At 71.6% G+C, this 26,390-nt stretch carries 28 protein-coding genes; 13 read left to right on the top strand and 15 right to left on the bottom strand.

Going from position 1 to position 26,390, the window contains the following annotated elements:
• The first annotated feature begins 117 nt into the window (after window positions 1-117).
• Window positions 118-810, top strand: coding sequence for a FadR/GntR family transcriptional regulator (locus ACZ4E1_RS03455; protein WP_467535333.1), 693 nt, complete (start codon window positions 118-120; stop codon window positions 808-810).
• Here ACZ4E1_RS03455 and ACZ4E1_RS03450 read toward each other — a convergent pair.
• From ACZ4E1_RS03450 to fabG, 3 genes are all read right to left on the bottom strand, one after another.
• The gene (locus tag ACZ4E1_RS03450; RefSeq protein ID WP_467535332.1) at window positions 788-1,105 is read right to left on the bottom strand and encodes a hypothetical protein; all 318 of its coding nucleotides are present in this window, start codon (window positions 1,103-1,105) and stop codon (window positions 788-790) included. The two genes, ACZ4E1_RS03455 and ACZ4E1_RS03450, sit on opposite strands and share 23 nt — an antisense overlap.
• An 87-nt stretch (window positions 1,106-1,192) precedes the next feature.
• Window positions 1,193-1,969: an enoyl-ACP reductase FabI gene (gene fabI, locus ACZ4E1_RS03445; protein WP_399131428.1), complete on the bottom strand. Its 777-nt coding sequence runs from the start codon at window positions 1,967-1,969 to the stop codon at window positions 1,193-1,195.
• Between the two features lie 5 nt (window positions 1,970-1,974).
• Window positions 1,975-2,691, bottom strand: a complete 717-nt coding sequence (gene fabG, locus ACZ4E1_RS03440) for a 3-oxoacyl-[acyl-carrier-protein] reductase (RefSeq protein ID WP_188339687.1) — start codon at window positions 2,689-2,691, stop codon at window positions 1,975-1,977.
• A 186-nt stretch (window positions 2,692-2,877) separates the two neighbouring features.
• On the opposite strand from fabG, the gene ACZ4E1_RS03435 reads away from it, so the two are divergent.
• The 3 genes from ACZ4E1_RS03435 to tyrS all read left to right on the top strand — a co-directional run bounded on the left by ACZ4E1_RS03435 (window position 2,878) and on the right by tyrS (window position 7,155).
• Complete coding sequence (locus tag ACZ4E1_RS03435; RefSeq protein WP_467535329.1) at window positions 2,878-4,401, top strand: TldD/PmbA family protein; 1,524 nt, start codon at window positions 2,878-2,880, stop codon at window positions 4,399-4,401.
• Window positions 4,398-5,792 (top strand): metallopeptidase TldD-related protein, encoded by a 1,395-nt coding sequence (locus ACZ4E1_RS03430; protein WP_467535328.1) that lies wholly within the window; start codon window positions 4,398-4,400, stop codon window positions 5,790-5,792. Before ACZ4E1_RS03435 ends, ACZ4E1_RS03430 begins: the two co-directional genes overlap by 4 nt.
• A gap of 91 nt (window positions 5,793-5,883) precedes the next feature.
• On the top strand, window positions 5,884-7,155 hold the full coding sequence (gene tyrS, locus ACZ4E1_RS03425; protein ID WP_467535326.1) for a tyrosine--tRNA ligase: 1,272 nt from the start codon (window positions 5,884-5,886) through the stop codon (window positions 7,153-7,155).
• A gap of 150 nt (window positions 7,156-7,305) precedes the next feature.
• Here tyrS and ACZ4E1_RS03420 read toward each other — a convergent pair whose 3' ends face one another.
• Window positions 7,306-7,587, bottom strand: a complete 282-nt coding sequence (locus tag ACZ4E1_RS03420; RefSeq protein ID WP_467535324.1) for a GlsB/YeaQ/YmgE family stress response membrane protein — start codon at window positions 7,585-7,587, stop codon at window positions 7,306-7,308.
• Window positions 7,588-7,817: 230 nt separating this feature from the next.
• Here ACZ4E1_RS03420 and ACZ4E1_RS03415 point away from each other — a divergent pair, with 230 nt between their 5' ends.
• Window positions 7,818-8,168, top strand: a complete 351-nt coding sequence (locus tag ACZ4E1_RS03415; protein ID WP_467535322.1) for a DUF3099 domain-containing protein — start codon at window positions 7,818-7,820, stop codon at window positions 8,166-8,168.
• A gap of 256 nt (window positions 8,169-8,424) precedes the next feature.
• Entirely contained in the window at window positions 8,425-8,670 is a 246-nt protein-coding gene (locus ACZ4E1_RS03410) for a hypothetical protein (protein ID WP_399131436.1), read from the top strand.
• A 13-nt stretch (window positions 8,671-8,683) separates the two neighbouring features.
• Here the strand turns inward: ACZ4E1_RS03410 and moaA are convergent, their stop codons facing one another.
• From moaA to ACZ4E1_RS03395, 3 genes are all read right to left on the bottom strand, one after another.
• Window positions 8,684-9,673, bottom strand: a complete 990-nt coding sequence (gene moaA, locus ACZ4E1_RS03405; RefSeq protein WP_467535319.1) for a GTP 3',8-cyclase MoaA — start codon at window positions 9,671-9,673, stop codon at window positions 8,684-8,686.
• Between the two features lie 178 nt (window positions 9,674-9,851).
• Window positions 9,852-11,477, bottom strand: a complete 1,626-nt coding sequence (locus ACZ4E1_RS03400) for a solute symporter family protein (RefSeq protein ID WP_467535316.1) — start codon at window positions 11,475-11,477, stop codon at window positions 9,852-9,854.
• Window positions 11,474-11,842, bottom strand: a complete 369-nt coding sequence (locus ACZ4E1_RS03395; RefSeq protein WP_467535314.1) for a DUF485 domain-containing protein — start codon at window positions 11,840-11,842, stop codon at window positions 11,474-11,476. The genes ACZ4E1_RS03400 and ACZ4E1_RS03395 overlap by 4 nt, the downstream gene beginning before the upstream one ends.
• Window positions 11,843-12,128: 286 nt before the next feature.
• Here ACZ4E1_RS03395 and ACZ4E1_RS03390 point away from each other — a divergent pair, with 286 nt between their 5' ends.
• Together ACZ4E1_RS03390 and ACZ4E1_RS03385 are read left to right on the top strand one after the other, a co-directional pair.
• Window positions 12,129-13,652: a S8 family peptidase gene (locus ACZ4E1_RS03390; protein WP_467535313.1), complete on the top strand. Its 1,524-nt coding sequence runs from the start codon at window positions 12,129-12,131 to the stop codon at window positions 13,650-13,652.
• A 150-nt stretch (window positions 13,653-13,802) separates the two neighbouring features.
• Entirely contained in the window at window positions 13,803-14,783 is a 981-nt protein-coding gene (locus tag ACZ4E1_RS03385; protein WP_467535429.1) for a CopD family protein, read from the top strand.
• An 18-nt stretch (window positions 14,784-14,801) separates the two neighbouring features.
• On the opposite strand, the gene ACZ4E1_RS03380 is transcribed toward ACZ4E1_RS03385, so the two are convergent.
• The 8 genes from ACZ4E1_RS03380 to ACZ4E1_RS03345 form a co-directional block, all read right to left on the bottom strand.
• Window positions 14,802-15,848 carry a zinc-dependent alcohol dehydrogenase family protein gene (locus ACZ4E1_RS03380; protein WP_467535312.1) on the bottom strand — a complete coding sequence of 349 codons (1,047 nt, stop codon included), beginning with the start codon at window positions 15,846-15,848 and terminating at the stop codon, window positions 14,802-14,804.
• Window positions 15,849-15,864: 16 nt separating this feature from the next.
• The gene (locus tag ACZ4E1_RS03375; RefSeq protein WP_467535311.1) at window positions 15,865-16,539 is read right to left on the bottom strand and encodes a lysoplasmalogenase; all 675 of its coding nucleotides are present in this window, start codon (window positions 16,537-16,539) and stop codon (window positions 15,865-15,867) included.
• Entirely contained in the window at window positions 16,536-17,417 is an 882-nt protein-coding gene (locus tag ACZ4E1_RS03370; protein WP_467535309.1) for a sterol desaturase family protein, read from the bottom strand. Before ACZ4E1_RS03370 ends, ACZ4E1_RS03375 begins: the two co-directional genes overlap by 4 nt.
• A gap of 73 nt (window positions 17,418-17,490) precedes the next feature.
• Window positions 17,491-18,216 (bottom strand): VIT1/CCC1 transporter family protein, encoded by a 726-nt coding sequence (locus ACZ4E1_RS03365; protein WP_467535308.1) that lies wholly within the window; start codon window positions 18,214-18,216, stop codon window positions 17,491-17,493.
• Between the two features lie 24 nt (window positions 18,217-18,240).
• Window positions 18,241-19,473: an amidohydrolase family protein gene (locus ACZ4E1_RS03360; protein ID WP_467535305.1), complete on the bottom strand. Its 1,233-nt coding sequence runs from the start codon at window positions 19,471-19,473 to the stop codon at window positions 18,241-18,243.
• Window positions 19,470-20,753 (bottom strand): amidohydrolase family protein, encoded by a 1,284-nt coding sequence (locus tag ACZ4E1_RS03355; protein WP_467535303.1) that lies wholly within the window; start codon window positions 20,751-20,753, stop codon window positions 19,470-19,472. Before ACZ4E1_RS03355 ends, ACZ4E1_RS03360 begins: the two co-directional genes overlap by 4 nt.
• Before the next feature lie 44 nt (window positions 20,754-20,797).
• On the bottom strand, window positions 20,798-21,682 hold the full coding sequence (locus ACZ4E1_RS03350; RefSeq protein ID WP_467535301.1) for an SDR family NAD(P)-dependent oxidoreductase: 885 nt from the start codon (window positions 21,680-21,682) through the stop codon (window positions 20,798-20,800).
• A 1-nt stretch (window position 21,683) separates the two neighbouring features.
• Window positions 21,684-22,481: an acetoacetate decarboxylase family protein gene (locus tag ACZ4E1_RS03345; RefSeq protein WP_467535299.1), complete on the bottom strand. Its 798-nt coding sequence runs from the start codon at window positions 22,479-22,481 to the stop codon at window positions 21,684-21,686.
• 138 nt (window positions 22,482-22,619) lie between these two features.
• Here ACZ4E1_RS03345 and ACZ4E1_RS03340 point away from each other — a divergent pair, with 138 nt between their 5' ends.
• The 5 genes from ACZ4E1_RS03340 to ACZ4E1_RS03320 all read left to right on the top strand — a co-directional run bounded on the left by ACZ4E1_RS03340 (window position 22,620) and on the right by ACZ4E1_RS03320 (window position 26,321).
• On the top strand, window positions 22,620-23,243 hold the full coding sequence (locus ACZ4E1_RS03340) for a TetR/AcrR family transcriptional regulator (protein WP_467535297.1): 624 nt from the start codon (window positions 22,620-22,622) through the stop codon (window positions 23,241-23,243).
• A gap of 68 nt (window positions 23,244-23,311) precedes the next feature.
• Window positions 23,312-24,307, top strand: coding sequence for a DEDDh family exonuclease (locus ACZ4E1_RS03335; RefSeq protein WP_467535295.1), 996 nt, complete (start codon window positions 23,312-23,314; stop codon window positions 24,305-24,307).
• 90 nt (window positions 24,308-24,397) lie between these two features.
• Window positions 24,398-24,631, top strand: a complete 234-nt coding sequence (locus tag ACZ4E1_RS03330; protein WP_188339667.1) for a hypothetical protein — start codon at window positions 24,398-24,400, stop codon at window positions 24,629-24,631.
• A gap of 81 nt (window positions 24,632-24,712) precedes the next feature.
• Window positions 24,713-25,522, top strand: coding sequence for an SURF1 family cytochrome oxidase biogenesis protein (locus tag ACZ4E1_RS03325; RefSeq protein ID WP_467535293.1), 810 nt, complete (start codon window positions 24,713-24,715; stop codon window positions 25,520-25,522).
• A 43-nt stretch (window positions 25,523-25,565) separates the two neighbouring features.
• On the top strand, window positions 25,566-26,321 hold the full coding sequence (locus ACZ4E1_RS03320; protein ID WP_467535291.1) for an SDR family oxidoreductase: 756 nt from the start codon (window positions 25,566-25,568) through the stop codon (window positions 26,319-26,321).
• Window positions 26,322-26,390: the final 69 nt, after the last annotated feature.

The following is a 26,390-nucleotide window of genomic DNA, read 5'->3' as shown; positions in this document are numbered from 1 at the left end:
CCCATATTAGAATCATGGGATGATTGGTTGTCCAATCGGATTGCGTCACACTGGACCTGGGGGCCCGCCCCTCGGCCCGCCCCTCCGCGTTCGTACGAGCAAGCACGAAGGAACGTCATGGCACTGACCTCCCCCCGGCGCTCGGCCCTGTCCGAGCAGGTCATCTCCGCCCTGCGCGCCCAGATCTCCTCGGGCGAGTGGCCGGTGGGCTCCCGGATCCCCACCGAGCCGGAGCTCGTCGAGCAGCTCGGTGTGGCGAGGAACACGGTGCGCGAGGCGGTCCGCGCCCTCGCGCACAACGGGCTCCTCGACATCCGGCAGGGCTCGGGCACCTACGTGGTGGCCACCAGCGAGCTGGCCGGTGTGATGCAGCGGCGGTTCGCGGACGCCGATCCGCGGCACATCGCCGAGCTGCGCTCCACGCTGGAGTCGAGCGCCGCCGCACTGGCCGCGCAGCGGCGCACCGAGCGGGACCTGAAGCAGCTGCACACCCTGCTCCTGCGCCGGGAGGAGGCGTGGGAGGCGCGCGACGCCGAGGCGTTCGTGACGGCGGACTCGACGTTCCACCTCGCGGTGGTGGCCGCGTCGCACAACGACGTGATGACGGCGATGTACGCGGACCTCGGCGAGGTGCTGCGGGACTGGCTGCGCGAGGACGTCGGCGAGCGGCTGACGGAGGAGAACAACATGGACCACACGGCGCTGGTGGACGCGATCCGTGAGGGGGACGCGGAGACCGCCGCGACGGAGGCGGCCGGTTACGCGTTCCTGTGCCGGTCGGGCCGGCTCACCGCGCCTTCCGGTGACTGACCCAGGCGCTGCGTACGTCCTTCCAGCAGCGCCCGGCGAGCCGTACGGTCTCGGCCGGGCCGACCGCGCGCGGCGCGGTGTCCGTGTCGATGTCCCACCAGCGGTCGCACTCGACGTGCAGGGCGACCCGGTCGACGGCCGGGTACGGGTTGTGGCAGGTCGCGCTCACCCGTGACCCGTCGACCCTGACCCGGCACCCGGCCCCGAAGGGCTCGGGCGCGGCGACGCTGTCCGCGCCGGCGCCCACCAGGGCGAGCGCCGCGAGAACGGTGGCTATCCGGTGGCTGAGACGCACGAAGGGACCTCCCGCACCCAGAGTGCGTGGAGGTCCCTCGTGACGGCCCGGATTGTTGACCCATCCGGGGCCCATCCGGGCCGGGGGTCAGGCTCCGATGGCGTGCAGGCCGCCGTCGACGTGGATGATCTCGCCCGTGGTCTTCGGGAACCAGTCGGAGAGCAGCGCGACGATGCCGCGGCCGGCCGGCTCCGGGTCCTTCAGGTCCCACTCCAGCGGGGAGCGGGTGTCCCACACGGAGGCCAGCTCGCCGAAGCCCGGGATGGACTTGGCGGCCATGGAGCCGAGCGGGCCCGCCGAGATCAGGTTGCAGCGGATGTTCTGCTTGCCCAGGTCACGCGCCATGTAGCGGCTGGTGGCCTCGAGCGCGGCCTTGGCCGGGCCCATCCAGTCGTACTGCGGCCACGCGAACTGCGCGTCGAAGGTGAGGCCGACGACGGAGCCGCCCTCGGACATGAGCGGCAGCAGCGCCATCGTGAGCGACTTCAGCGAGAACGCCGAGACGTGCATGGCCGTGGCCACGGACTCGAACGGCGTGTTGAGGAAGTTGCCGCCGAGCGCGTCCTGCGGCGCGAAGCCGATGGAGTGCACGACGCCGTCGAGGCGGTCGCCCAGCTGCTCGCGGACCTGGCCCTCCAGGCGGGCGAGGTGCTCGTCGTTGGAGACGTCGAGCTCCAGGACCTTGACCTTGTCGGGCTCCGGCAGCTTCTTCGCGATGCGCTCGGTCAGCGTGGGCCGGGGCCAGGCGGTGAGGATGATCTCCGCGCCCTGCTCCTGGGCCAGCTTCGCGGCGTGGAAGGCGATGGAGGACTCCATCAGCACACCGGTGATGAGGATCTTCTTGCCCTCGAGGATTCCAGCCATGTTCGTCAGTGACCCATTCCCAGTCCGCCGTCAACCGGGATGACGGCTCCAGTGATGTACGAGGCGTCGTCCGAGGTCAGGAACTTCACCACACCGGCGATCTCCTCGACCTGCGCGTACCGGCCGAGCGGGACCTGGGCGACGATGCCCGCGCGCTGCTCGTCGGTGAGCGCCTGGGTCATGTCGGTGTCGACAAAACCGGGGGCGACGACGTTGAAGGTGATGTTGCGCGACCCGAGCTCACGGGCGAGGGAGCGCGCGAAGCCGACGAGACCGGCCTTGGAGGCGGCGTAGTTCGCCTGCCCCGCGGAGCCGAGCAGCCCGACGACGGAGGAGATCAGCACGACGCGGCCCTTGCGGGCGCGCAGCATGCCGCGGTTGGCACGCTTGACCACCCGGAAGGTGCCCGTGAGGTTGGTGTCGAGGACGGACGTGAAGTCCTCCTCGGACATGCGCATGAGGAGCTGGTCCTTGGTGACGCCGGCGTTGGCGACGAGGACCTCGACGGGACCGTGCTTGTCCTCGATCTCCTTGTAGGCCTGCTCCACCTGCTCGCCGTCGGTGATGTCGCACTTGACGGCGAGAAGACCCAGCTTCTCGAGCTCCGCCGGGTCGCCCGAGCGGTACGTGATCGCGACCTTGTCGCCGGCCTCCGCGAATGCGCGGGCGATGGCGAGGCCGATGCCCCGGTTTCCTCCGGTGACGAGAACCGAGCGGCTCAACGGATCACCCTTTCGATAGCGGTCGTCGTACCTCGGAAACCTATCGGTACGACCCGGGGTACGGAGAATCGACCATCCACAGCGCCGCCCTCGAGTCCCTGTCGAGTCCCTACAGAAAGGTCTGGCCGCGCACCCCCGCCGCGCGACATGATCGGGGCTCACGGTGGTGACGAAAGGGAGACATTCGTGCCTCATACGATCGATGAAACCTTCACGGCGCTGCCGCTGCGGGCGCTCGCCGACGCGGCGCTGGCCCGCGCGCGGGCGCTGGGCGCCGAGCACGCCGACTTCCGGTTCGAGCGGGTGCGCAGCGCGGCGGTACGGCTGCGGGACGCCAAGCCGTCGGGTTCCTCCGACACGACGGACCTGGGCTACGCGGTGCGGGTCGTGCACGGCGGTACGTGGGGCTTCGCGTCCGGGGTCGACCTGACGATGGACGCGGCGGCGAAGGTGGCATCGCAGGCCGTCGCGATGGCGCAGCTGAGCGCGAAGGTGATCAAGGCGGCCGGGTCCGACGAGCGCGTCGAGCTGGCGGCCGAGCCGGTGCACGCGGAGCAGACCTGGGTCTCCTCGTACGAGATCGACCCCTTCTCCGTGCCGGAGGAGGAGCGGGCGGGGCTGCTCGCCGACTGGAGCGCGCGGCTGCTCGCGGCCGACGGGGTGTCGCACGTGGACGCCGCGCTGCTCAGCGTCCACGAGAACAAGTTCTACGCGGACACAGCCGGCACGGTGACCACGCAGCAGCGGGTCCGCCTCCACCCGCAGCTGAACGCCGTCTCCGTGGACGACTCCAGCGGCGAGTTCGACTCGATGCGCACGATCGCGCCGCCGGTCGGGCGCGGCTGGGAGTACCTGACGGGCACGGGCTGGGACTGGGAGAGCGAGCTCGCGCAGATCCCCGAGCTGCTCGCGGAGAAGATGCGCGCCCCGAGCGTGCGGGCCGGTTCGTACGACCTGGTCGTGGACCCGTCGAACCTGTGGCTGACGATCCACGAGTCGATCGGGCACGCCACCGAGCTGGACCGCGCGCTCGGCTACGAGGCGGCGTACGCGGGCACCTCCTTCGCCACGTTCGACCAGCTCGGCAAGCTCAAGTACGGCTCCGAGATCATGAACGTGACGGGCGACCGGACGGCCGAGCACGGGCTCGCGACGATCGGCTACGACGACGAGGGCGTGGCCGGGCAGTCCTGGGACCTGGTGAAGGACGGGACGCTCGTCGGCTATCAGCTGGACCGCCGGATCGCGAAGCTGACCGGTTTCGAGCGGTCCAACGGCTGCGCGTACGCCGACTCCCCCGGGCACGTCCCGGTGCAGCGGATGGCGAACGTGTCGCTCCAGCCGGACCCGGGCGGTCTGTCGACGGAGGACCTGATCGCGGGCGTGGACCGCGGCATCTACGTCGTGGGCGACCGGTCCTGGTCGATCGACATGCAGCGCTACAACTTCCAGTTCACCGGCCAGCGCTTCTTCAAGATCGAGAACGGGCGGCTCGCCGGGCAGCTGCGCGATGTCGCCTACCAGGCGACGACCACCGACTTCTGGGGCTCGATGGCGGCGGTCGGCGGCCCCCAGACGTACGTCCTGGGCGGCGCCTTCAACTGCGGCAAGGCTCAGCCGGGCCAGGTCGCGGCGGTCTCCCACGGCTGCCCCTCGGCCCTGTTCAAGGGCGTCAACATCCTCAACACGACGCAGGAGGCCGGTCGATGAGCCCGCGTTCCACCAAGCCGTACGAGATCGTCGAGCGCGCCCTGGAGCTGTCGCGGGCCGACGGCTGTGTCGTGATCGCCGACGAGACCTCGACCGCCAATCTGCGCTGGGCGGGCAACGCGCTGACGACGAACGGCGTGACGCGCGGCCGGACCCTGACCGTGATCGCGACGGTCGACGGCAAGGAGGGCACAGCGACCGGGGTCGTGTCCCGGGCCGCCGTGACGGCCGCCGACCTGGAGCCGCTGGTGCGGGCCGCGGAGGAGGCCGCCGCGAAGGCCGGACCCGCCGAGGACGCGCAGCCGCTCGTGGACGGCGTACCGCACTCCGCCGCGTTCACCGAGGCGCCGGCCGAGACGTCCTCCGCGGTGTTCGCCGACTTCGCGCCCGCGCTCGGCGAGGCGTTCGCCCGGGCGCGGGCCGGCGGACGGGAGCTGTACGGCTTCGCGAACCACGAGATGACGTCCAGCTACCTGGGGACGTCGACGGGGCTGCGGCTGCGGCACGACCAGCCGAACGGGACGCTGGAGCTGAACGCGAAGTCGCCGGACCGCACCCGCTCGGCATGGGCGGGCCGCTCCACCCGGGACTTCAAGGACGTCGACCCGGGGGCGCTCGACGCCGAGCTCGCCCAGCGCCTCGCCTGGGCCGAGCGCCGGATCGACCTGCCCGCCGGGCGGTACGAGACGCTGCTGCCGCCGACGGCCGTCGCGGACCTGCTGATCTACCAGCTGTGGTCGGCGGGCGCGCGGGACGCGGCCGAGGGCCGGACCGTGTTCAGCAAGCCGGGCGGCGGCACCCGCGTCGGCGAGCGGCTGAGCCCCCTGCCGCTGACGCTGCGCAGCGACCCGTACGAGCCGGGTCTGGAGTGCGCACCGTTCGTCCTGGCGCACTCCTCCGGGGACGACGCGTCGGTGTTCGACAACGGGCTGCCGGTGAGCGCCACGGAGTGGATCGCGGACGGCGAGCTGCGGCAGCTGTCCACCACCCGGCACAGCGCCGCCCTGACCGGGATGCCGGTCGCGCCGGCCGGGGACAACCTGATCCTGGACGGCGGCACGGGACGCTCCCTGGACGAGATGGTCGCGGACACGGAGCGCGGGCTGCTGCTGACCTGCCTCTGGTACATCCGCGAGGTCGACCCGGCGACCCTGCTCCTGACCGGGCTCACGCGGGACGGCGTGTACCTCGTGGAGAACGGCGAGGTGGTCGGCGAGGTGAACAACTTCCGGTTCAACGAGTCGCCGGTGGACCTCCTCGGGCGAGCCACCGAGGCCGGGCGCACGGAAAAGACGCTGCCGCGCGAGTGGGGCGACTGGTTCACTAGGGCGGCGATGCCGGCCCTGCGGGTGCCGGACTTCAACATGAGCTCGGTCAGCCAGGGCGTCTGACGCCCATAGACTGGCAGCGTTCATCCAGCTACATCTGCTTCATCTGCTTCATCAGCTTCATTCATCAGGTACGTACGAGGAGACTCAGACCGTGACGGACATCGTCGACGAACTGAAGTGGCGCGGGCTGATCGCCCTGTCCACCGACGAGGACGCGCTGCGCAAGGCATTCGCGGACGGTCCGGTCACGTTCTATTGCGGCTTCGACCCGACCGCGCCCAGCCTGCACCTGGGCAACCTGGTGCAGATCCTCACCATGCGGCGCATCCAGCAGGCGGGACACCGTCCGCTGGGTCTGGTCGGCGGCGCCACCGGTCTGATCGGTGACCCGAAGCCGACGGCGGAGCGCACGCTGAACTCGCCCGAGGTCGTCGCCGGCTGGGTGGAGCGGCTGCGCGGCCAGGTGGAGAAGTTCCTCGACTTCGAGGGCCCGCACGCGGCGACGATGGTGAACAACCTGGACTGGACCTCGGGCCTGTCCGCCATCGAGTTCCTGCGCGACGTCGGCAAGTACTTCCGGGTCAACAAGATGATCGCGAAGGAGGCCGTCTCGCGGCGGCTCAACTCGGACGCGGGCATCAGCTACACCGAGTTCAGCTACCAGATCCTCCAGGGCATGGACTACCTCAAGCTGTACGAGCAGTACGGCTGTGTCCTGCAGACCGGCGGCAGCGACCAGTGGGGCAACCTGACCTCCGGCACCGACCTGATCCACCGGGTCCACCCGGAGGCCGTCGTCCACGCGATCGGCACCCCGCTGCTCACCAAGGCGGACGGCACCAAGTTCGGCAAGACCGAGTCCGGCACCGTGTGGCTGGACCCGGAGATGTTCTCGCCGTACGCCTTCTACCAGTTCTGGCTGAACGCGGACGACCGGGACATCTCCAAGTTCCTGCGGACCTTCTCCTTCAAGTCCCGGGAGGAGATCGAGGAGCTGGAGCGGCAGACCGAGGAGCGCCCGCAGGCGCGGGCCGCGCAGCGGGCGCTGGCCGAGGAGCTGACGACGCTGGTGCACGGCGCCGACCAGACGGCGGCCGTGGTCTCCGCGTCGAAGGCGCTGTTCGGCCAGGGCGACGGCAGCCTCGCGGACCTGGACGAGGCGACGCTCGCCTCCGCCCTGTCCGAGCTGCCGCGGATCGAGGTCACCGAGCTGGCCCCGGCCGTCGACCTGTTCGCCGAGGTCGGCCTGGTCGCCAGCAAGTCGGCCGCGCGCCGCACGGTGAAGGAGGGCGGCGCCTACGTGAACAACGCGAAGGTCGCCGCGGAGGACTTCGTGCCCTCAACCGACGAGCTGCTGCACGGGCGCTGGCTGGTGCTGCGCCGCGGCAAGAAGAACCTGGCCGCGGTGGAGCTCAAGGGCTGAGTCCAGGGCTGAGCTCCCGGGCTGAGCTCCCGGGCTGAGCTCCCGGGCTGAGTTCCCGGGCTGACGCCCGCATCCGTTGTACGGCCGAAGGCCCGGCCCCGCGCTCTCGCGGGGCCGGGCCTTCGCCGTCTTCTCCGGGCGGGCCGGAGGCTAGGCCGATTCCCGCTGCTTGGTGCCGCGCATCGACGTCCACAGCCAGTCGCCGACGCCGACGACGACGACCGCGCCGATCAGCTGGAGCAGGTGCCGGGTCCAGTCGATGCCCCGGGTGTCGTTGACCCCGATGCCGGTGGCCACCCAGTTTCCCAGGACGCTGCCGAGGATGCCGAAGACCGTCGTCAGCCACAGTGGGATCTGCTGCTTGCCCGGAAGGATCGCCTTCGCGATCAGACCCAGCACGAAACCCACGATGATCGCCCACAACCAACTCATGTCGTCGCCTCCTCAAACGGCGCCGGGCGCGCGGCACATGCCGCACGCGTGCGATCAGTCTCCGGCCGTACTCCGTACGACGCATGTCGGGGCGGGCCGTACGTGGGACGGCGCAGTCGGCACGGCCCGTCCGGGTGTCCCCCGGTCTCGTGGGCGGCACGGCCCGGGCGTACCGTGGAGTGCAGTCCGGTCCGGGGAGAGTCCGGCGACCTTGCGGGTGGTGGAATGTGATGCGGAAGCGCAACGGCAACGGCGGAGCAGAGGTCTTCCGGATCACCGGAGCCCGGCAGGGGCTCGCGGAGGACGTGCGGGGCCGGCAGCGCCGCTACGTCATCTCGATGTCGATCCGCACCGTGTCGGTGATTCTCACGGCGGTGCTCTGGGACGTGCAGCGTCCTGTCGCGATCGTGACGCTGATCCTCGGCGCCCTGCTCCCCTATGTCGCCGTCGTCATCGCGAACGCGGGCCGGGAGAACGTGCCGGCGCTGCCCTCGACCTTCGTGACGGCGCCCCTGCGCCCGATGATCTCCGCCGCCCCGTCGGCCGCTCCGGCGGAACCCGTGGCGGAGGACCGCCGCTAGCGGCAGCCGCGTCCGGCTCCGCCGTCTCGGAGCCTGCCCGGAGGCCTGCACGAGACCCTCTCGAGGCCGGTGCGAGGCCGGGGCGAAGCTCAAGAAAAGCTCAGATCAATCATGTTGTTCCGGTGCCGGGGCCAGGGGTGTGCGTGGCATACTGCGTACGCGCTCCGCATCCCCCGTCGGAGCGACGGACCGACGCCGGGCAGCTCCCCCCGTGGCTGCTCGGCGTCGCCATTTCCCGGGCCTTTAGGGTGGGGGCGTGAACCTCGCGAACCTCTCCGAACCGTCGCCCGCCACCCCCCAGTGCTCGGCCAAGGGCTGCCGCGCCGACGCGGTCTGGGTGCTCGCGTGGAACAACCCGAAGCTGCACACTCCGGACCGCCGCAAGACGTGGCTGGCCTGCGACGAGCACCGTGAGCACCTCAGCCAGTTCCTGGGGGTGCGCGGGTTCCTCAAGGACGTCGTGACGCTGGCCGAGTGGGAGACCCGGCCCGAAGCCGGCTAGCGGACCGGCGGACTCAGCCGCCGATCGCCGACATGGGGCGGTCGGGCTGGAGGAAGGTCGGGTCGTCCAGGCCGGAGCCCGCCTTCTTGCCCCACATGGCGAGCTTCCAGATGCGGGCGATCTCCGCGTCGGGGGCGTCCGAGCGCAGGGCCGCCCGCAGGTCCGTCTCCTCCGTGGCGAACAGACAGGTGCGGACCTGGCCGTCGGCGGTGAGGCGGGTGCGGTCGCAGGCGGAGCAGAACGGGCGGGTGACGGAGGCGATGACGCCGACCCGCTGCGGGCCGCCGTCGACGATCCAGCGCTCGGCCGGGGCGGAGCCGCGCTCGTCGGAGCCTTCCGGGGTCAGCTCGAAGCGGGTCCGCAGGGAGGCGAGGATGTCGCCCGCGGTGATCATGCCGTCGCGCTTCCAGCCGTGCTGGGCGTCCAGCGGCATCTGCTCGATGAAGCGCAGCTCGTAGTCGTGCTCGACGGCCCAGGCGAGGAGCTCGGGGGCCTCGTCCTCGTTGAGCCCCGGCATCAGGACCGAGTTGATCTTCACGGGGGTCAGGCCCGCCTCGTGGGCGGCGGCGAGTCCCTCGATGACGTCCTGGTGGCGGTCGCGGCGGGTCAGGGTCTTGAAGACGTCGGGACGGAGCGTGTCCAGCGACACGTTCACCCGGTCCAGGCCCGCGGCCTTGAGGGCCTCGGCGGTGCGCTTGAGCCCGATCCCGTTCGTCGTCAGGGACATGCGGGGGCGGGGCTCCAGGGCCGCGACGCGCTCCACGATGCCGACGAGGCCGGGGCGCAGCAGGGGCTCGCCGCCGGTGAAGCGGACCTCGGTGATGCCGAGCTCGGTGACCGCGATGCGGACGAGCCGGACGATCTCGTCGTCGGTGAGCAGGTCCGGCTTGGCCAGCCACTGCAGGCCCTCTTCGGGCATGCAGTAGGTGCAGCGGAGATTGCACTTGTCGGTCAGTGAGACCCGCAGGTCGGTGGCCACTCGGCCGTAGGTGTCGATGAGCACGTGGGCCCCCTCCCTGGTCGCGTTCTGTGATCGCGTTCTGCCTGACACGACCGAGCCTACGTGACGCCGCCGACAGCGGGGAGGCCGGTGATCCCACGAGCGTGGGGTGCTCCCGTCGTAGAGAGCTACCAGCGCACCGTGCTCCGGCCGGGGCGGGAGCACGGTGCGCGCGGGTCCGTCAGTGGGCTCCGGTGCCGGTCAGGGACCGGACCTCCAGCTCCGCGTACTTGCCCTTGTCGGCCTTCTCCTTCGACAGGTACGTGCCGAGGACGCCGAGCAGGAAGCCGACGGGGATCGAGATGATGCCGGGGTTCTCCAGCGGGAACCAGTGGAAGTCGACGCCCTTGAACATCGACGTCTTCGGGTTGCCGGAGACGACCGGCGAGAAGAGCACCAGGAAGACGGCGGTGAACAGGCCGCCGTAGATCGACCACAGGGCTCCGTTGGTGTTGAAGCGCTTCCAGAAGAGGCTGTAGAGGATCGTCGGCAGGTTGGCGGAGGCGGCGACCGCGAAGGCGAGGGCGACGAGGCCGGCGACGTTGAGGTCGCGGGCGAGGGCGCCGAGGGCGATCGAGACGATGCCGATGAAGACGGTGGCCCAGCGGGCGGCCTTCATCTCCTGCTTCTCGGAGGCCTGTCCCTTCTTGATGACGTTCGCGTAGATGTCGTGCGCGAACGAGGAGGAGGAGGCGAGGGTGAGGCCCGCGACCACGGCGAGGATCGTCGCGAAGGCGACGGCCGAGATGGAGGCCAGCAGGATCGCGCCCCAGTTGGAGTCGGTGCCGCCGAGATGCAGGGCGAGCAGGGGCGCGGCCGTGTTGCCCGCCGGGTTGGAGGCGATGATCTCCTCCGGCTTGATGAGGGCGGCGGCGCCGAAGCCGAGCGCGATCGTCATCAGGTAGAAGGCGCCGATGATGCCGATGGCCCAGTTGACGGACTTACGGGCGGCCTTGGCGGTCGGCACCGTGTAGAACCGGATCAGGATGTGCGGCAGACCCGCGGTGCCGAGGACGAGCGCGATGCCGAGCGAGATGAAGTCGATCTTCGACGTGGAGGTGGCGCCGTACTTGAGGCCGGGCTCCAGGAACGCCGCGCCCTTGCCGCTGTTGTCCGCGGCGGTGCCGAGCAGGTCGGAGATGTTGAAGTCGAACTTCAGGAGCACCAGGAAGGTCAGCAGGATGGCGCCCGCGATGAGGAGCACCGCCTTGACCATCTGCACCCAGGTGGTGCCCTTCATGCCGCCGATGGTGACGTAGACGATCATCAGGACGCCGACGAGGGCGACGATGCCGATCTTGCCCGCGTCCGAGGTGATGCCGAGCAGGAGCGAGACCAGGACGCCGGCGCCGGCCATCTGCGCGAGCAGGTAGAAGATCGAGACGACGATCGTGGAGGTGCCCGCGGCGGTGCGCACGGGGCGCTGGCGCATCCGGTAGGCGAGGACGTCGCCCATCGTGTAGCGGCCGGAGTTGCGCAGCGGTTCGGCGACCAGGAGGAGCGCCACGAGCCAGGCGACGAGGAAGCCGATGGAGTAGAGGAAGCCGTCGTAGCCGAAGAGGGCGATGGCGCCGGCGATGCCGAGGAAGGACGCGGCGGACATGTAGTCGCCGGAGACGGCGAGGCCGTTCTGGAAGCCGGTGAACTGCCGGCCGCCCGCGTAGAAGTCCGAGGCGTCCTTGGTCTGGCGGCCGGCCCAGACGGTGATGACGAGCGTCGCGAGGACGAACACCGAGAAGAGGCCGATGATCAGCGGCCGGTGTTCGCTCGCCTCTCCTGCCGCGAGCACGTGCACTGCGGGGCTCATGCGCCGCCCTCCATCCGGGACTTGATGGCCTCGGCCTTGGGGTCGAGCTTCGCGGCGGCGTGCTTCGAGTACCACCAGGCGATGAGGAACGTGGTGAGGAACTGGGCCAGTCCGAGGACGAAGGCGACGTTGATGTTGCCGAGGACCTTGGTGCCCATGAAGTCGCCCGCGTAGTTCGACAGCAGGACGTAGAGCAGGTACCAGGCGATGAAGGCGACGGTCAGCGGGAAGGCGAACGAGCGGTGCGCACGGCGCAGTTCACCGAACTCCGCGCTCTGCTGCACCTCGACGAACTCCTCGGTGGAGGGCATCGCCGGCCGCTCGTCGGGGCTGCCCTTCTGGGGTGGTGGTGCGTCGGTGGCCACGGAGAGTCTCCTCGTGATGCGAGTGCGGTCGGGGACGGGGGTCGGATGGTAGGGGGTGTGCGGGGCGATCCGACAGAGGGCCTGATCACCCGCGTGCTCCCTGCACAACGGCACGGGGACACGCTGGGAGTGGTTCAACTCCGCCTGTTTATTTACGAATCCGTTGCTGACCTGCGGGATCAGCGATACCTTCAGGCCGCACCACACGTCATGTACCTGCCCGGGCACCACCTGTGTCCCGGGCTTTCCCTTATTCGCCCGCTACGACGGATGATGTGGAGATCCCATGGCTCATCTGCCTGCCAGACGCCGCATGGCCCTCGCCCTGCCGATCGGCATCGCTCTGACGGCTTCCTTCGGCTTCCTGCCTTCCGCGGTCGCCGCACCCGCCGACTCCCCTGCCGTGACGGCCGGTTCCGAGGCCGGTTCGCTCTCCTACGTGGTGAACACGCGCAGCACCGACGCGCACACCATCGCCTCGGTGAGCAAGGCGATATCCGCGGCCGGCGGTTCCATAGTCGAGACGTACGCGAAGATAGGCGTGTTCGTCGTCCACGCGTCCAACCCCGACTTCGGCAAGCAGCTGCGCGCGACCGAGGGCGTCGCCTCGGCCGGTGCCACGCGCACCGCGCCGCTGAGCCTGGCCGGCACCACCGACGAGGGCGCCGTGCAGAAGCTCTCGAAGGCGGACGCCCAGAAGCTCGCCGCCGAGGCCGCCCCCGGTCAGGAGCCGATGGAGGCCGACCAGTGGGACCTCCGGGCCATCGGCGCGGACCAGGCCGCGAAGATCAACCCGGGCAGCAGCAAGGTCACGGTCGGTGTCATCGACACGGGCGTCGACGACACGCACCCCGACATCGCCGCGAACTTCTCGCCGTCGCAGTCGGCGAACTGTGTCGGCGGCAAGGCGGACACCTCGCCGGGCGCCTGGCGTCCCGCGACGCCGGAGCACTACCACGGCACGCACGTCGCCGGTGAGATCGCGGCCCCGCGCAACGGCGTGGGCGTCGCCGGTGTCGCGCCGGGCGTGAAGGTCGCGGGCATCAAGGTGGCCGACCCGGTCAGCGAGCTGTTCTACCCGGAGGCCGTCGTCTGCGCCTTCGTGTTCGCCGCCGACCACGGCATCGAGGTCACCAACAACAGCTACTACGTGGACCCGTGGCTGTACAACTGCATGGACGACCCCGACCAGCGGGCCATCGTCGACGCGGTGAACCGGGCCCAGACGTACGCCCAGCGCAAGGGCACGCTGAACCTGGCCTCGGCCGGCAACTCCAACCACGACCTCGACTCGGACGCGATCCTGGACGACTCCAGCCCGGACGACTCGACCGCGGTGGAGCGCACGATCGACCCGCACAAGTGCTTCGACGTGCCGACCCAGCTGAAGGGTGTCGTCACGGTCAGCGCGACCGGCGTGAACAAGGCCAAGTCGTACTACTCGACGTACGGTCGCAACGCCATCGACATCGCGGCGCCGGGCGGTGACAAGTACCAGATCCCGGACACCCCGTCGAAGAACGGCCGCATCCTGTCGATCCTGCCGGGCGGTCAGTACGGCTGGCTGCAGGGCACGTCGATGGCCTCGCCGCACGCGGCGGGTGTCGCGGCGCTGCTGAAGTCGGCGCACCCGAAGGCGTCGCCGGCGGAGCTGCAGGCGATGATGAAGGCGCAGGCCGACGAGCAGGCCTGCCCGGCCGACTACGACGGCAACGGCGACGGTGTCGTCGACGCCTGGTGCAAGGGCAGCACGGCGGACAACGGCTTCTACGGCAGCGGCATCGTGAACGCGCTGAAGGCAGTCAAGTAGCGGGACGTCTGTTCCTGAGGGGCCGGGTGGCGTGTGCCGCCCGGCCCCTTCTTGTTCCTTCCCCTTACTCCCTTCGTTCCGCTGCACTTGCCCGGATCCGTGGCGGATGGTGAAGATCCAGTGGTGAGTTCGATACCGCCCACCACCGAAATGTCCGCGCCCGCGCGCCCCGCGGGACCCGGGCGGGCCGTCGCCGTGCTCGTCCTGGTCGCCCTCGCGGCGCTGATCCCGATGCTCGGGCCGCGGGCGGCGCTCCACGGCACCGGCGAGGCGGCCGCTCCGGGCACGGGCGGCATCGCGCTGCTGCGGGCGGTGCTGTTCGGGGCGCTGAGCGTGCAGGCGGGCGAGCTGTTCGCGGGCTTCCTGGCCCGGCGGGTGGCGCCGGAGCTGCGGGCGCCGCGCCGGTGGTCCGCGTACGCCGCGTGGGCCGGGTTCGCCGCCGCGCTCGGGCTGGCCGCCGTGGTCTCCGCGGGGAACCTGATCCCGCGCGGCTTCGGCGACCTCGACATCGGCGGCCTCTACGGGACGCGCGACGGCACCCTCGCCCTCCTGGAGGTGAACGCCTTCCTGGTGGCGGCCCTGTGCGCACGCTCCGGGCGGCCGGACCGCGCCCTGCTGCCGCTGGCCGCGGTGGTCGTCGCGGAGGCGCTGCGCGCGCATCCGCCCACCGAGGACAGCGCGCTGCTGGGGTCGGGGCTCACGCTCGTGCATCTGACGAGCGCGTCCCTGTGGGTCGGCGGGCTGCTGTACGCGCTGCGCACCCTGCGGGCCTGGCGCGCCGCCGACCCCATGGCGGGCACGGCGCTGCTGAGCCGCTACGCGCGCGTGGCCGCGCTGCTGCTCGCCGCCCTCACGGCGACCGGGGTGTGCAGCACTCTGCGCCGGATGCCGCCGGGCACGGTCCTGGACCAGCTGACCGGGACGGCGTACGGGCGGACCCTGCTGGCGAAGGCGCTGCTCGTGGCCGTCGTCGCCGCGCTGGCGCTGGCCGCGCGGCTCAGGCTCGGCCGACGCGGGGCGCGGGTCCGCACGCGCGCGTACGTGCCCGCGCGTGCGGAGGTCGTGGTGCTCGGGGTCGTGGTGGCGGTGTCGGCTGTGCTGACGGCCGTGCCGCTCCCGATCCGCTGGTGACGCCCCGCTCCGCGCGGGTCAGTCGTTGGTGACGAGGACCTTGAGGGCGGTGCGCTCGTCCATCGCCTTGTAGCCGGCGGGGACGTCCTCGATGCCGACGGTCAGGTCGAAGACGGGCGACGGGTCGATCGTGCCGTTCAGGATGTCGGGCAGCAGCTGCGGGATGTAGGTGCGGACCGGGGCGACGCCGCCGCGCAGCGCGATGTTCCGGTCGAACATGACGGTGAGGTCGAGGCCGGTGGCGCTGCCGTGCGGGACGCCGACGAAGCCGACGGCGCCGCCGTCGCGGGTGATGTGCACGGCGGTGTTCATGGACTGCTCGGTGCCGACGGCCTCGACGACGGCGTGCGCGCCCTGGCCGCCGGTGAGCTCGCGGACGGCTTCGACGGCCGCCTCGCCGCGCGCGGCGACGACGTCCGTGGCGCCGAAGCGGCGTGCGATGTCCGTGCGGGCCTCGTGGCGGCCGAGCGCGATGATCCGCTCGGCGCCGAGCCGCTTGGCCGCGAGAACGGCGCACAGGCCCACGGCTCCGTCGCCCACCACGGCGACGGTGGAGCCCTCGCGGACGCCCGCGCCGAGGGCCGCGTGGTGGCCGGTGCCCATCATGTCGGAGAGCGTCAGCAGGGCGGTCAGCAGGTGGTCGTCGGACGCGGCGTCGGAGGGCAGCCGCACCAGGGTGCCGTCGGCGAACGGGACGCGCACGGCCTCGCCCTGGCCGCCGTCGTAGCCGACCGCGCCCCAGAAGCCGCCGTGCACGCAGGAGGTGGTCAGGCCCTCGCGGCAGTAGTCGCACACGCCGTCGGACCACATGAAGGGCGCCACGACGAGGTCGCCGCGCCGGACTCCGGCCACCTCGCCGCCGGTCTCCTCGACGATCCCGAGGAACTCGTGCCCGATGCGCTGCCCCGGCTCCCGCGCGGCCTCGCCCCGGTACGCCCACAGGTCGCTGCCGCAGATGCAGGCGCGCAGGACGCGGACCACGGCGTCCGTGGGCAGTACGACGACGGGCTCGGGGACGTCCTCGACCCGCATGTCGTACGGGGCGTGGATGGTGGTGGCGCGCATGGGGTGTCCTTGCAGGTCAGTGCGGGGTGGGCCGGGTCTCGGCCCGCTCCTCACCGTACGCCGCCCCGCGCTCCGTCCGCTCTTCGAGGGCTCCCTGGACCAGCAGGTACTGCGCCGCCACGTAGGTGAGCATGACCCAGAAGTCGGGGCGCGGCAGCTCCGGCCACTCGGCCACTCCCATGGCGATGAGGGTGTCGGACAGCAGGAACAGCGCGCCGCCGATGCCCGCCACCTTGCCGAGCCGCGAGGAGCCGTACGCCATGGCCGTGAGCAGCACGCTGTAGGCGGCGACGGGGATCCGCAGGTCGGCGGGCAGGTCCGGCCACAGCGCGGCGACGGTGTTGACGAGCACCACGCAGTAGACGACGCCGAGCATCGTGCCGCGCGCCCGGGGCGTCCCGAGCCGTTTGAAGAGCAGCAGGTAGCAGACGTGCCCGACGGCGAAGGAGGCCATGCCGGCGAGGAACGCGAGATCGTCGTCGAACAGGAGCAGGACGTCGCCGCCCCAGCCGAACAGCACCGCGGCGCACAGCAGCCGGGGCCCGCCGCGCGCGATCACGTGGGCGAGCAGGACGAGCATCAGGAGCGGCTTGACGGCCACGTGGACGGCGTGGACGTCGGCCAGGAGCGCGACGAGATCCACCGCGCACAGGGCGAAGAAGGCGGTGCGCAGGGCCGCGGGCAGCTTCACGCGGCTCCCTCGGTGACCTGCTGCGGGGCGGCGGCGGAGGCTGGCTCGGGCTGCCAGCCGGGGCCGCGGAAGACGCGTCCGGCGCGCTCGCGCCAGCTGCCCGCGCTCCTGAGGTCACGGGCGATGGCCGCGTACTCGTGGGTGGCGACGCGCAGCGGGTTGTGGGTGCTGATGTTCTTGGTGAGGCCGAAGACGGGGCGCTCGGTCTCGGCGACCCAGGAGCCGAAGATCCGGTCCCAGACGATGAGGATGCCGCCGAAGTTGCGGTCCAGGTAGCCGCCCTGCGAGGCGTGGTGGACGCGGTGGTGCGAGGGGGTGTTGAAGAGGAACTCGAAGGGACGCCACATCTTGTCGATGCGCTCGGTGTGGATCCAGAACTGGTAGACGAGGTTGACCGAGTAGCAGAAGGCCAGGGCCGCCGGGTGCACGCCGAGCGCGATCAGCGGGAGGTAGAACGGCCAGCCGGTGAGGCTGGTCCAGGGCTGGCGCAGCGCCGTGGAGAGGTTGAACTTGCGGCTGCTGTGGTGCACGACGTGGCAGGCCCACAGGATGCGGATGACGTGATGGCCGCGGTGCTGCCAGTAGTAGAAGAAGTCCTGGCCGAGCAGGATCAGCGGGAGCGTCCACCACAGGATCGGTATCCGCAGCGGGGTCAGTTCGTAGACCGCCGTGTAGATGGCGACGATCGGGATCTTCCACAGGAAGTCGAACACGAGGCTGCCGAGCCCCATGGTGATGCTGGTGGCCGCGTCCTTGGTCTCGTACCCGGCGGCGTCCTCGTCGGGATGGATCCGTACGGAGACGATCTCGACGACGGTGAGCAGCACGAAGGCGGGTATCGACCACAGGACGACGTCGGGGAGGCTGGAAGCGGACATGTGTGCACCGTAAGTGCGCGGACCGAGCCAGGACTAGAGGCAGTTACCGACAAGTATTACCCCGGGTAAAGGCTCAGACTCCGGTGGCTCCCAACAAAGAGCCGGCCGCGTAGGTGACCCCCATCGCGAGCGCACCGCCCAGCACGTTGCGCCACACCGCGGGGGCGACGCGGGCGCCGCCGGTGCGGGCGCTGCCCCAGCCCGTGAAGGCGAGCGCGACGAGGACGGAGCCGACCGTCACGGGCAGCCGGAGCGCGGTGGGCGGCAGCACGATCGCGAGCAGCGGGAGCAGGGCGCCGACGGTGAAGGCGAGGAAGCTGGCCCAGGCCGCGTGCCAGGGGTTGGTCAGCTGGTCGGGGTCGATGCCGAGCTCCACGCGCGCGTGGGCGCGCAGGGCGTCCCGCGCGGTGAGCTGCACGGCGGCCTGCCGGGCCACCTCGGCGCTGAGTCCGTGCCCCTGGAGCAGCCCGGTCAGCTCCTCCAGCTCCGCCGCCGGATCCTCGGCGAGTTCGCGCCGCTCCTGGGCGATGGCGGCCTTCTCGGAGTCGCGCTGGGTGGAGACGGACACGTACTCGCCGGCGGCCATGGACATCGAGCCGGCGAGCAGTCCGGCGAGCCCGGCGGTGAGCAGGGTGCCGCGGTCGCTGGTGGCCCCGGCGACGCCGACGACGAGTCCCGCGGTGGAGACCACGCCGTCGTTCGCGCCGAGGACGGCGGCGCGCAGCCAGTTGAGCCGGGTGCCGAGCGCGCCGCCGTGGGCCTCGTCGTGTGTCGGATCGCTCCGGGTGGGTTCGGTCACGGCACGAGCATGACACTGTCCGGCTCACCAGACCCGGACCGAACCCCCTGTCGCGAACACCGGGCTGGTCGCGTCGGCCGGCGGCTCCTTGAGCGGTTCGTCGATCTCGGCGACGGTGGGGCCGACGCGGGCCGCGATCGGGTCGAGCCGGGCGAGGTCGAAGCCGTAGACGCGGGCGGCGTTGCCGCCGACCATGGCGGCGATCTCGTCGCGGGGCAGGCCCGCGTAGGAGATGCGCAGGCCTTCGCGCGTGTACGGGTACGTGCCCTCGTCGTGCGGGTAGTCGCTGCCCCACATGATCTTGTCGAGGCCGATGCGCTCCCGCAGCGGCACTTCGTGGGGGCGCATGAAGCTCGCGCCCACGAAACAGTTGTCGCGCCACACTGTGGAGGGGCCCTTGCCCATGGAGTCGGCGAGGCCGGCGCCGAACTTGGACTCGGCGGTGGTGGCCTTGCCGGCGGCCGCCACGAGACGTCCGTGGTAGTAGTCCAGCATGTCCAGGACGCCGGGGATCCAGCCGGAGCCCTGTTCGGTGAGGACGAGCTTCAGCTCGGGGTGGCGGCGGAAGGCGCCGCCGAACACGAGGTGCCACAGGGCGCGGTGCGAGAACCAGGTCGTCTCGACCATGAACACCGCGCGGGCCGCCGGTTCGTCGCCGAGCGGCGGGGACGCGGAGCCCGCGTGGTGGTTGACCGGGACGCCGAGCTCGGCGCAGGCCCGCCAGATCGGGTCGTACGCCGACGAGTACAGCTCGGGCAGGCCCGAGCCGGGCGGGGTGCCGGGCAGCAGGAGGCCGCCCTTGAGGCCCGCGTCGGCGGACCTGCGGATCTCCTTCACCGCCTCGTCGACGTCGTTGAGGAGGATCTGGAAGACGCCCGCGCGGCGGCCCGGGGCGGCGGCGCAGAAGTCGGCCAGCCATCGGTTGTGGGCGCGTAGTCCGGCCCAGCGCAGCGCGAACTCCTCGCGGGTGGGCGCGGGGGCCATGAGCGCGGCCGAGGGGAAGAACGGCGGGATGGTGTTCGGGAAGACGACCTCGGCGACGATGCCGTCCGCTTCGAGCTCGGCGACGCGCCGGTCGGAGTTCCAGTTGCGGTCGGCGGTGTCGGCGAGCAGATCCTCGTACGGGTTGACGTAGGTCGCGGCCCAGGCGTCGAAGGCGTCGTGGTGGCGTTTTTCCAAGTAGGGCTTGTAGTCGAGGAGATCGGCGCCGGCGTGGCAGTCCGCCGAGATCACCGTGTAGCGGTCCGGTGCGCTCACGGGGTCACCCCCAGGGTCGGGAAGTCGTGGTCGGTCAGCCAGTGCCGGCCGACCTCGCGCGAGCGGGCCCAGGAGGCCTCGACGGCGCTCTGGTCGGCGTCCTGGCCCAGGTCGGCGGGGGTCGGTCCGATGCGGGCGGCGAGCGGGGCCAGCTTCTCGGTGTCGAAGCCGAAGACCTCGGCGGCAGCGAGGCCCAGCATGCGGCGGGTCTCGGCGACGGGGATGTCGTGGAAGGTCCTGCGCAGCCACGCGCGCGTGTCGGGCCAGGTGCCCTCGGGGTGCGGGAAGTCGCTGCCCCACAGGATGTTGTCGACGCCGATCTCGTAGCGCTGGGCGAGTTCGCGGCGTTTGGTGTTGGTGGCGCAGACGAAGATCTGGCGGTCGAGGTACTCGTGCGGCGGGCGCTTGAGTTCGGCGAACGGGGAGAGCTTCTTGCCGCCGTGCGCGCCCAGGTAGAGGCGGTCCATGAACCACAGGAGGTTCGGCAGCCACCAGCAGCCGGACTCGGCGACGCCGAACCTGAGGCCGGGGTGGCGCTCGAAGACGCCGGACCAGAGCAGGAACCACAGGGGGCGGGCCGGCCACCAGGTCACTTCGCTGACGTAGATGCCGAGGTGGTCGCCGTACTCGTGGCGCGGGGCCGCGCCGGAGTGGGTCACGACGGGCATGCCGCACTCGGCCGCCGCCGCCCACACGGGGTCGTAACGGGCCGCGTGGTACGGGTCCTTGTCGACCCACATGGACGGGATCATCAGGGCGCCGAGCCCCGACTCCTTGGCGCGGTGCACCTCGGCGACGACCTTGTCGGGGTCGGCCGTGATCGGCAACAGGGCGACGCCGCAGTGCCGTTCGGGGTTCTGGGAGACGAACTCGGCGAGCCAGCGGTTGTGCGCCTGCGCGCCGGCCATGCCGAGCTCGGGGTCCTGGTCGCCGGAGAGGCCGAGCCCGACGCCGAAGGGCGCCGCCGTCTGGCTGTCGACGGCGTCCGCGTCGGGGAAGACGACCTCGGCGGCCACCCCGTCGCCGTCGAGCTCCTTGAGGCGCTGTGCGGCGTCCCAGCCGCCGCGCAGCCCCTCCTCGTTGTCCTGGAACCACTTGGCGGCGAACGCGTCGTTGCGGATGCCGAGCCGGGTCGCCTCCGCGCGCCGGGCGTCGCGCTCCCCGAGGAACTCGTCGAAGGCGCGGTGGAAGCGGCTGTCCAGATAGGGCCGGTACTCCTCGGTGGGCAGCCCGGCGTGGCAGTCGGAGGAGATGATCAGGTAGGGGTCCTGGTCGCTCATCGTGCGTCCCTCCTCTGAGGGGTCAGTCGAGGGGGCGGTCGAGGTCAGTCGAGAATGAAGTTCTCCAGATAGGCCGGGTTCGCCCGGTCCAGCATCGACTGCGAGCGCGCCCGGATCTGCCGGTCGCTGTGCTCGCTCTCGGGGAGCAGCCAGAAACGGTCGGCCGCGATGCCCTCCGCGACGAGGTCCGCCACGTCCTCCACGGGCGTGAAGGCGACCTCGTGACCGGCCTCCTTCATGGCGGCCTCCCACTGGTCGAGGCTGCGGTACGGCGTCCTGCGCGGGCGCTCCTTGGCGAACCGGTCGGGCCGGTTGCGGTGCGACTCCCACAGGCCGGTGCGCAGCATGTGGGGGCCGGGGAAGAGCACGGAGGCGCCCACTCGCGCGTGCTCCGCCTTCAGGTGCGCGTACAGCGACTCGGTGAGGGTGACGACGGCCGCCTTGGTGATCGCGTACACGGAAGCGGTGGGCAGCGGGGCGATGCCGCCGTCGCCGGACGAGGTGTTGACGACGTGGCCCGGCTCGCCGCCCGCGAGCATGCGCGGCACGAACGCCTGGACGCCGTGGAAGACGCCCCACACGTTGACGTCGAACGCCCACTTCCAGTCGTTGGGCTCGTGCTCCCACATGCGGCCCTCGGCACCGGAGCCGACGCCCGCGTTGTTGCACAGCACGTGGCAGGCGCCGAAGGTCGCGTACGTGTCCTCGGCGAGCGCCATGACCTGCTCGCGGTCACCGACGTCGACCACGCGCGCGTGCACGGTGGCGCCCTCGTCGCGCAGTTCGGCGGCGGCCGCCTCCAGGGCGCCCTTCTCGACGTCGGCGAGCACCACCTTCAGGCCGTCGGCCGCGAACCGCCGCGCCATCGCGCGCCCGATCCCACTGGCCGCGCCCGTGACGACGGCGACCTGTCCCTCGCGCAGCTCCATGTCACACGCTCCCCTCGGGCGGCCCGTCGAGGATCTGCTGCGGGTCGTCGTAGCGCTGGTGGATGTACGGCAGGAGGGCCTGGGCACTGACCCGCTCGACGGCCTTCCCCTTCTGGTCGGTGGTCTTCTCGCCGATGGTGAGCTCCACGAGCGTGCGCACCGGCAGGTCGGCGACCGGGTCGTACATGGACTCACGTAGGACGACGTCGCCGGTGACCTGCTCCAGCTTCCTGACCTTCTCGTTGCGCACGCAGTGCACGAGGACCGGGTCGGCGTCGAAGCCCGAACCGTCCACCGCGGGCAGGAACTTGAAGTAGAAGTCGGTCTTCTGCGCCGGCTCGGGCAGCGGCAGGTCGCCGCTGACGGCGCCGCGCACCTCGACGAACGCGATGCCGTGCCGGGCGAGCGCGGCCCGTACGACGAGTCCGTCGCGCTCCACGGTGACCTCGCCGAGCTTCTTGGGTTCGCCGAAGACCTCACGGCCGCCTATCAGGGCCCGCTCGTGGGTCATCGGCATGACCAGCGGATACCAGCCCTCCACTCCCCCGTGCTCGGCCGCCACCGCGACCGAGCCCGCGCCGAGCGGGTAGCCGGGCAGGTCGACCTTGCTGATGTTGGCCCGGACCAGGGGCCGGGCGGTCGGCTTGAGCGGCGGCGGGAGCACCGCGGCGACCGCGTCGGGGTCGGACTCCCACACGGCGACCACGCCGGTGGACCAGATGTCGGGAAGCTTGCTGCTCGCGGTGCGCGCGGCGGCGATCTCCGCCTCGCTGCGCGCTCCGTACCGTACGCGTGCCATGTCGTACCGCCCTTCGTCGAAGACGTGATGGGGGTCGTTCGCGCGGCGCCTGTAACACAGTTACACCGGCACCGATGAAGGGTAAAGACACGTGCACGTACGGAAGTTGACGGATCTTCACCGAGAAGAGGGCCGGACATGGCGCGCACCGCACTCACCCGCGAGGAGGTGCTGGCCACGGCCGCGGGCCTGGTCAGGCAGCACGGCCCCGAGGCGCTGACCATGCGCAAGCTGGCGGCCGAGCTGGGCACGGCGGTCACCTCGATCTACTGGCACGTCGGCAACCGCGAGTCCCTGCTGGACGCCCTCGTGGAGCGCACGGTCGCCGAGCTCGGCGCGATCCGGCCGCGCGGCGCCACTCCGGCCGAGCGGGTCGTCTCCGTCGCCCGCACGCTGCGCCGGCAGCTGCGCGCGCATCCGCACCTCGTGGCGATGGTCCACGAGCGCGGCCTGACCGAGCGGATGCTCCTGCCCGCGCAGCGCGCCCTGGTGCGCGAGGTTCACGCGGCCGGGCTGCGCGGGGCGCGGGCCGCGGGGGCGGTCCGCGCGGTGCAGTTCCAGATTGTCGGGTATGTCCTGGTCGAGCGGAATCGTGAACGGGCTCCCGTGCAGCGGCCGGGCGAGGAGGAGTTGTGGGACACGGCCGCCGCCGAGGGCGACGAGGCGCTCGCCCGCGCGCTCGCCGGACCGGTGGACTGCGACGCCCTGTTCACCACGTCCGTACGGGCGCTCGTGAAGTCGCTTCTGGAGCCCGGGGCTTGACTCGTCCGGGCGGAAAGGGGCCCGGGCGGGCGCGGGACTGTCGGTGCGGGCCCGTATCCTCATGGACCATGCTCGAAGACCGTACGACCGCAGCCTCCGACACTCCCTGGCCGGCCGCGTACCCCAAGGGATACGCGGTCGTCGACGTGGAGACCACCGGCCTGTCCAAGGACGACCGGATCATCTCGGCTGCCGTCTACCGTCTGGACGCGCGCGGCGAGGTCGAGGACCACTGGTACACGACGGTGAACCCGGAGCGGGATCCGGGACCGGTGTGGATCCACGGTCTGACGACGGACGTCCTGGAGGGCTCGCCGCTGTTCCCGGAGATCGCCGAGGAGTTCGCGACGCGGCTCGACGGCCGCGTCCTGGTCGCGCACAACGCGGTGTTCGACTGGTCGATGATCGCCCGCGAGTACGCGCGGGCGAAGCGCACCGCCCCGGTGCGCCAGCGGCTGTGCACGATCGCGCTCTCCAAGGAGCTGGCGCTCCCGCTGCCCAACCACAAGCTGGAGTCGCTGGCCGCGCACTTCGGTGTCGTGCAGCAGCACGCGCACCACGCCCTCGACGACGCGCGCGTGCTCGCGGAGGCCTTCCGCCCCAGCCTGCGCAAGGCGGCGGCGGGGAACGTGCGGCTGCCGCTGCTCGAGTGCCGCCCGCTCACCGAGTGGGTCGACACCGCCGGGCGGACCCCGGTGCCGCGCCAGGCGCAGTCCGCGTACCGGGGCGGCGGCGGGGGCACCTGGCGGCCCGCGCGCAAGCGGCCGGCGTGCCCGTACCCGAACCCGGGCCGCTACGAGCCGGGCAAGGCGCTCCAGCAGGGGATGCGCGTCGCGTTCTCCGGGGACACGTCGGTGGACCGGGAGCTCCTCGAGGACCGCGCGGTCGAGGCGGGGCTGCACGTGGCGACGAGCCTGTCCCGGCTCACCAGCCTCCTGGTGACCAACGACCCGGACTCGTACACCTCGAAGGCCGTGAAGGCGAAGCAGTTCGGCACACCGGTCGTGGACGAGGCCGCGTTCGGACAGTTGTTGCAGGACGTCACCCCGGCGGAGAAGCGCTGAGGCGGCCGGGGGCGTCAGACGGGTGATTGCGGGGCGACTCGCCCCGCACCCGCTCGCCCGCCGGCGCCCGGGGGACCCACCCTGTGGCGCATGGCACGTTGTGAGGTCTGCGGAAACGATTACGGGATGTCCTTCGAGGTGCACGCGCAGGGCGCGGTGCACGTCTTCGACTGCTTCTCCTGCGCCATCCACCGCATGGCGCCCATCTGCGAGCACTGCCGGTGCCGCATCATCGGCCAGGGCGTCGAGGTCGACGGGCACTGGTACTGCGGGGCGCACTGCTCCCGCGCCGAGGGGCGGGTGGGCATCGTCGACAAGGTCTGAGCCGCCCCCCTACGACCCCCTGAGGCCCTCGACGGGACCCGCCCGTCGGGGGCCGTCGCGTGCCGGGGTACCGTCGTCAGCGTGTACCGCTTCCTGTTGACCCGGCAGTGGGTGATCCTCACGCTGGTCGCCCTCGTCCTCATCCCCACGATGATCCGGCTGGGCATCTGGCAGATGCACCGCTACGACGAGCGCACCGCGCGGAACCAGCTGGTCACCGACGCGCTCGACGCGAAGCCCGTCCCCGCCGAGGAGCTGACCTCCCCGGGGCACACGGTCACCAGCAAGGAGCGGTACCACTCGGTCACCGCGCGGGGCCGCTTCGACACCGAGCACGAGGTCGTCGTCCGGCGCCGGGTCAACGCGGACGAGGAGGTCGGCTACCACGTCCTCACCCCGTTCGTCCTGACCGACGGCAAGGTCCTGCTGGTCAACCGGGGCTGGATCCCGGCGAACGGCCCGAGCCAGACCGCCTTCCCGAAGATCCCGGCGCCGCCGCGCGGCGAGCTGACCGTCACCGGGCGCCTCATGCCCGACGAGACGACCGAGGCCAGCGGCATCAAGGACCTCAAGGGCCTGCCCGACCGGCAGATCATGCTGATCGACAGCGAGCGCGAGGCCGCCCGCCTGAACGCGAAGGTGCTCGGCGGCTACGTCGTTCTGACCGCCCCCGACCCCGCGCACGGCACCCCCGAACCGATCGGGAAGCCCGGCAGCGAGGACGCGGCGCTGAACTACGCGTACGCCTATCAGTGGTGGCTGTTCGCCGCCGCCGTCCCCGTGGGCTGGGTGGTCCTGCTCCGCCGCGAGCTGCGCGAGCGGCGCCGCCGCGAGGAGGAGGCCGCGCAGGCCGGAGCGGACGCCGACGAGGTGCCCGCGGCCGCGGTCTGACCCACCTCGGCGCGGCGCGGCCGGGCGGGGCAGGATAGAGGGCATGGATCTTGGACTGAAGGACCGTGTCTACGTAGTCACCGGCGCGACCCGGGGCCTCGGCAACGCCGCCGCCCGCGAGCTGGTCGCCGACGACGCCAAGGTGATCATCACCGGGCGCGACGAGCAGCGGGTCGCCGAGGCCGCGGAGGCGCTCGGGCCGAACGCGCACGGCGTCGCCGTCGACAACGCCGATCCCCGGGTCGCGGAGCGGGTCATCGAGGCCGCGCGCGAACGGTTCGGGCGGTTCGACGGGATGCTGATCAGCGTGGGCGGACCGGCGCCCGGCTTCGCCGCCGACAACACGGACGAGCAGTGGCAGTCGGCCTTCGAGTCCGTCTTCCTCGGCGCGGTGCGGCTGGCGCGGGCGGCGGCGGGCGAGCTCGGCGAGGGCGGGGTCATCGGCTTCGTGCTCTCCGGCTCCGTGCACGAGCCGATCCCCGGGCTCACCATCTCCAACGGGCTGCGGCCGGGGCTCGCCGGGTTCGCGAAGTCGCTGGCGAACGAGGTGGGGCCGCGCGGGATCCGGGTCGTCGGGCTGCTGCCGGCGCGGATCGACACGGATCGCGTGCGCGAGCTGGACGGGCTCTCGGCGGATCCGGAGGCGACGCGGCTCGCCAACGAGTCGCGGATTCCGCTGCGGCGGTACGGGACTCCGGAGGAGTTCGGGCGGGCCGCCGCGTTCTTCCTCTCGCCGGCCGCCTCTTATCTGACGGGTGTCATGCTCCCGGTCGACGGCGGCTTCCGCCACGGGTTCTGACGCTCGCGTCGCCGGGTGCGGGCCGGTGGGGGCTGGTCGCGCAGTTCCCCGCGCCCCTGGTGAGGCTGC

Source organism: Streptomyces sp. NPDC025806 (genome assembly GCF_055558275.1).
The sequence above is the reverse complement of the archived record's forward strand: the minus strand, read 5'-3'. Positions and strand labels throughout refer to the sequence as shown.